The sequence below is a fragment of the Sphingobium lactosutens DS20 genome (assembly GCF_000445105.1).
GTDB lineage: Bacteria > Pseudomonadota > Alphaproteobacteria > Sphingomonadales > Sphingomonadaceae > Sphingobium > Sphingobium lactosutens.
On sequence record NZ_ATDP01000064.1, the window covers coordinates 1 to 4,054 of the forward strand.

The 4,054-nt window shown below is 64.0% G+C and carries 7 protein-coding genes and 1 pseudogene; all 8 read right to left on the reverse strand.

Going from position 1 to position 4,054, the window contains the following annotated elements; translation table 11 throughout:
- Positions 1 to 172 precede the first annotated feature (172 nt).
- Complete coding sequence (locus RLDS_RS32450) at positions 173 to 544, reverse strand: antitoxin PaaA2 family protein (protein WP_020818520.1); 372 nt, start codon at positions 542 to 544, stop codon at positions 173 to 175.
- Positions 545 to 581: 37 nt separating this feature from the next.
- Positions 582 to 950, reverse strand: coding sequence for a DUF7673 family protein (locus tag RLDS_RS32455; RefSeq protein WP_020818519.1), 369 nt, complete (start codon positions 948 to 950; stop codon positions 582 to 584).
- A complete protein-coding gene (locus RLDS_RS56855) occupies positions 947 to 1,129 on the reverse strand; it encodes a hypothetical protein (protein ID WP_020818518.1) in 183 nt (60 codons plus the stop codon). The genes RLDS_RS32455 and RLDS_RS56855 overlap by 4 nt, the downstream gene beginning before the upstream one ends.
- 31 nt (positions 1,130 to 1,160) lie before the next feature.
- Positions 1,161 to 1,442: a type II toxin-antitoxin system YafQ family toxin gene (locus RLDS_RS32465; RefSeq protein WP_020818517.1), complete on the reverse strand. Its 282-nt coding sequence runs from the start codon at positions 1,440 to 1,442 to the stop codon at positions 1,161 to 1,163.
- Positions 1,429 to 1,692 (reverse strand): type II toxin-antitoxin system RelB/DinJ family antitoxin, encoded by a 264-nt coding sequence (locus tag RLDS_RS32470; protein ID WP_021224639.1) that lies wholly within the window; start codon positions 1,690 to 1,692, stop codon positions 1,429 to 1,431. Before RLDS_RS32470 ends, RLDS_RS32465 begins: the two co-directional genes overlap by 14 nt.
- Positions 1,693 to 1,975: 283 nt before the next feature.
- Positions 1,976 to 2,047 (reverse strand): annotated as a pseudogene (locus RLDS_RS57455) (hypothetical protein); the annotation flags it as partial.
- A 284-nt stretch (positions 2,048 to 2,331) separates the two neighbouring features.
- On the reverse strand, positions 2,332 to 2,856 hold the full coding sequence (locus RLDS_RS32480) for a hypothetical protein (protein ID WP_037485683.1): 525 nt from the start codon (positions 2,854 to 2,856) through the stop codon (positions 2,332 to 2,334).
- Between the two features lie 100 nt (positions 2,857 to 2,956).
- A partial coding sequence (locus tag RLDS_RS32485; protein WP_021224640.1) for a hypothetical protein occupies positions 2,957 to 4,054 on the reverse strand: 1,098 nt, incomplete at its 5' end.

The window sequence follows — 4,054 nt, forward strand, 5'->3', positions numbered from 1 at the left end:
CCCAGCATCGCCGCGATGCGCCGGCACACCTCGTCCGCGCCCTGGCACGCCAGGGCTTCCATGCTGGCGATGCCAAGCGTTTCCAGGCGCTCAAGAACCGTGGGGCCGACGCCTTTCACGGCCAGCAGCACGGCGCGGTCCTCGGCGCTGAACCGGGCAGGGGAGGGCGCGGTCATTGCGCCGCCCTCTGCCACCGCGCCGGTTCGGGACGCGGCTTGGCGATCCATTGCTCTATTTTGGCGCAGACTTCTTCGTGCGGAATCCCCGGCCGCGGATCATCTATCGCGGCCTGAATACGACGCCGCAGCAACTCGTCGCGTAGATCGCCGTGCGGCTCCATTTCGATGAAGTTCTGGACGGTCAGGAACACCGCCTCGGAAGGATCGGCAAACCTGCCCCGTTCGATCTGCTCCAACAGCCAGTCGGCCTGATCTTTGGTAAGATACGCCTCGAAGCGCAAGCCCCCGGCGCGGGCCTGGTCGCGCAGCGCCGCCGCTTGGGCGCGCTCGGCCGCGTTGTCGTCCAGAAGCTCGTCGTCGGTCATATCGCCTCCCATTGATGGCGGTGGATCTCCGGCACGTTTAAACGGCCTCGGCCGGGTCGCCACGATAGCGCACCCAAAGGTCGCCCATCGCGTCGCGGTAGCCCCAGGCATCGGCGTAGGTCGTCGACTCCTGCGCCAGATAGGCCATGATCGTAAGCATATCCTCGGCAATAACGGCATCGACGTTGCACAAGTGGATGATCGGGAAATGCCCGCACTCGTCGCCGTTCCACCAGGCCAGGAGAAAATCCGCGACCTTCCATGATGCGCCGGTCTCGGCCGCGCGCGTCGGCGGCATGGCGATGGCGAGCAAGCGGCCGATCGCCGCGCCGGCCTCATCGAAGCTGACGTGCAGAATGACTGGGCGGCGCTGCGGGGGTGTCGTGGCCGAAGTGCCGGGGATCATTTCGGTAACCCGTTTTCGTCGTAGAGCAATTCGGCATGGTCAACATAGGGACGCTTCACATGCGCCGCGGCGCGGTCGGCGATAGTCAGCAGCTCGGCGCTGCGCCCACGCCGGGATGGCCTCATGCCAGCCATGAACGCTTCGTCCATCGGCGGATTGTCGGGTAGTTCATCGGTCATAGGGCCTCCATATCGGCGGCAAGCCATCTGCCTACAGATCGAGCTGCGAATGGGAGCCGAGACGGGCGAGGATCAGCCGGTCATCGTCAATGAGCCGGTAGATCAACACCAGGTCGGGCTTTACATGGCAGTCCCGATAGTCCTTCCAGTTGCCGGTCAAGGCATGATCCCGGTGCCGCGCTTCCAGCGGCGCATCCGTAGCCAGCGCCTCGATAATCCGCCGCAAATCGGTATCCAGCACATTGCGGCGCGGCCCTTTCGCCTCGCGCTTGAAGTCCCGGCGAAACGCCGTGGTGCGCTCAATCGTCCGCATGAAGATCGGCGAACAGCGCATCCACGGACGCAAACCGCTCGAGGCCGCCGCGCTCGACCTCGGCGAAGGCGGCCAGCGTTTCCGCGTTGGGCTGGAACAGCGCCGCCGGAATCTCCTTGTCCTGCGCGATCCGGGTCATCAACACGCGCACCACGTCGCTGACCGTCAGGCCCGAAGCCCGAATAACCTGACTGGCCGCATCCTGAATGTCGCCAGGAACGCGAGCCTGCACCATACGGCTTGCCGCCATGATAAACTCCTGCATCTGAAATCTGTATTTCAGTGTAATACACTTTGGGTGAAATTGCTAGAGGTGAATCCGGTTGCTGCATCGCACCCTGACATTGAGAGGCGTCCTCGCCGGCTTCGAGCTTCGCCAACCAGGCATCGGCTTCCTCAAGCGTCAGATGCAGGCCCGTCTGCTGATATTCGTCCCACACCCGTATGGCGTCCTGGCGGAATGCCTCGCGCTTTTCCTCACGTTCGACATACTGTGCGATGGCTTCGCGCATGATCCAATGCGAGCTGCGTCGACGCACTTCGGCCAGGTGCTGGACGCGCCCCTTAAGGGCGTCATCGAGTATGATTGATGTTGGCGCCACCATAGCGCGACCTCCGTAGCACCAGGCATACCTTGCGCTAAGCTACCTTATCTGGGCTGCGCCGACCAATTCTAGCGTCGACCGCGACGGCGAGTTCGATGTGTCCGCGTCAGTCTGGCTATGTCCGCTGTCAGGCTTCGTCAGGATGTTAGGGCCGGGGATTTCGGATGCTTTTCGGACCACATTCCCAGAAGGCGAGCACGTTTGCGGAATTCGTGCCCACCGAGGGTGATAGCTTTGCGCCACTCTCCGCGCCCCTTCCCTAAGCTGCCGACGCCCGCCAACCCTCAAGGTGCAGCTCGCAAGGGCAGAGGCGTTCTGCGCCAGATCACATAGCCGAATATTTCGCGCCGGTGGGCGCGCAGCTTGGGCCAAGGCCATCTCGTCTCGTGCCACCAGGCAATTCCGTGGCGATGGTCGTGCGCCTCGAGCCAGTCGCGGATCGCGGCGGGCGGCTCCGGCAGCTCCTGACCAGATTTCTCTTCGATGCGGTAGGACAGGAAAAAGGCGAGCCAGATGGCTATGGCCGCAACAGGAGCCGCGGTCCAAAGCGGAACCTCTAGGATGAAGCCCAAATAGGGCGCGAGCGCGGTCGGCTCGAGCCATAGCATCCCATGAAACACGGCGATCGTTTCAGCGATCAGCATGAGCAGCATGCCGAGGTGCCGCACGAGCTGTCCGTGGTTGCCGGGCCGGCATCGGGCACGCTGATAGGCGATGATGGTGGCATCGATCTGGCGGGCGCCGTCGCCAGGATCGTCGGGATTGAGGTGAGCGGCGAGCGCCGCATAATCGGCGGACCGGTCCTGCACAGCGTTATCCTCCAGACAGAATGCCATGAACGGGCGATGAGAAAGCGGCAGGCGCCATCGGTCCGAGGCCGCTCTCTCGAAACGGAACGAGAGGGGCCGGTCACAAGCCGAACGCCTTCCGCACGAGCGGCGCGATCCGCGCCTCTTCCACGTCGTCCGGAGAGACGCACAGAACCGGGGCGATCTGCTGCATGCGGGGGTGGGTCACGGCTTTCGCGGCGAGATAGGTTTCATCGGTGGATCCCATTGCCTCGACGATGATCTCCCGCGTTTCGCCGGTGCTGCGCGAGCGCGCTTCCAACAGAAAATCCGGGCGGCATGATCCGATTGGCGTGAGCGTGTCGAACACGGGCTTTTCGAGGAGAAGGTCGAGCCCTGCGCGATCGAAGGACCAGCGCAGCCGCAGCAGGTCACGCAGCACCGCGCGCTCGAACTCGGAATCGACAGGGATGAAGCGCTTTCCCGAGTAGATCGGCTGGGCATAGCCGCGAAGCGGCGCATAGCCATGCGCTTCGGGATATTGGCCCGCCACGACGATCGTCAGATAGGGGCCCTTGATCGTGTTCCCGCGGATCGAGGGGGACTGGACGCGGTTCGCCAGCACGACAGGATCGCTCCCGGCGACATGGATCGTCGAACCTTCGAACTTCTGCGTGAAGAGCGCGAGGAAGCCCTGGGGCGCATGCCCGGGCGGCCAGACTCGGGAGAGCTCGCGCAAGCGGGCATAGATGCGCTTGCTGTGGAGCGCCTGTGCATGCGTCCAGAGGGCACGGCCGAGCTCGATGCCCGGTGCGATTTCGACGCGCTGCGCCGCGATGGCCAGCGTCTTGAACTCGTCGCTGATCGAATGTTCCGGGTTCTCGTCGGAGAGGCAGAGCGTACGATTGAGACCGGAGAGGTTGATAAGACGCCAGAGCAATCGGGCGAGCCTTGGCACCGAGGCCTGGCGCGTTCTGTCGTCGCTGCTTTCCTCTTCGGGACGCTGCGCCAGCTTCTCGGGCGCCGGGCGCAGCACCTCGAAATAGCCGGTCGGCGGATCGGCCGGGCTCTCCTGCGTTCGCACTTCGCTCAGCCGGTTGGTGGCCTGATCGCGGAAGAACGGGCAGTCCGCCCTGTGTTCGGGACGGTTAACGCTGGTGAGACGGCGCAGATAGTAGGTTTCTGCTTCCGACAGGAACGCCGGCGTCAGGATCGGGGG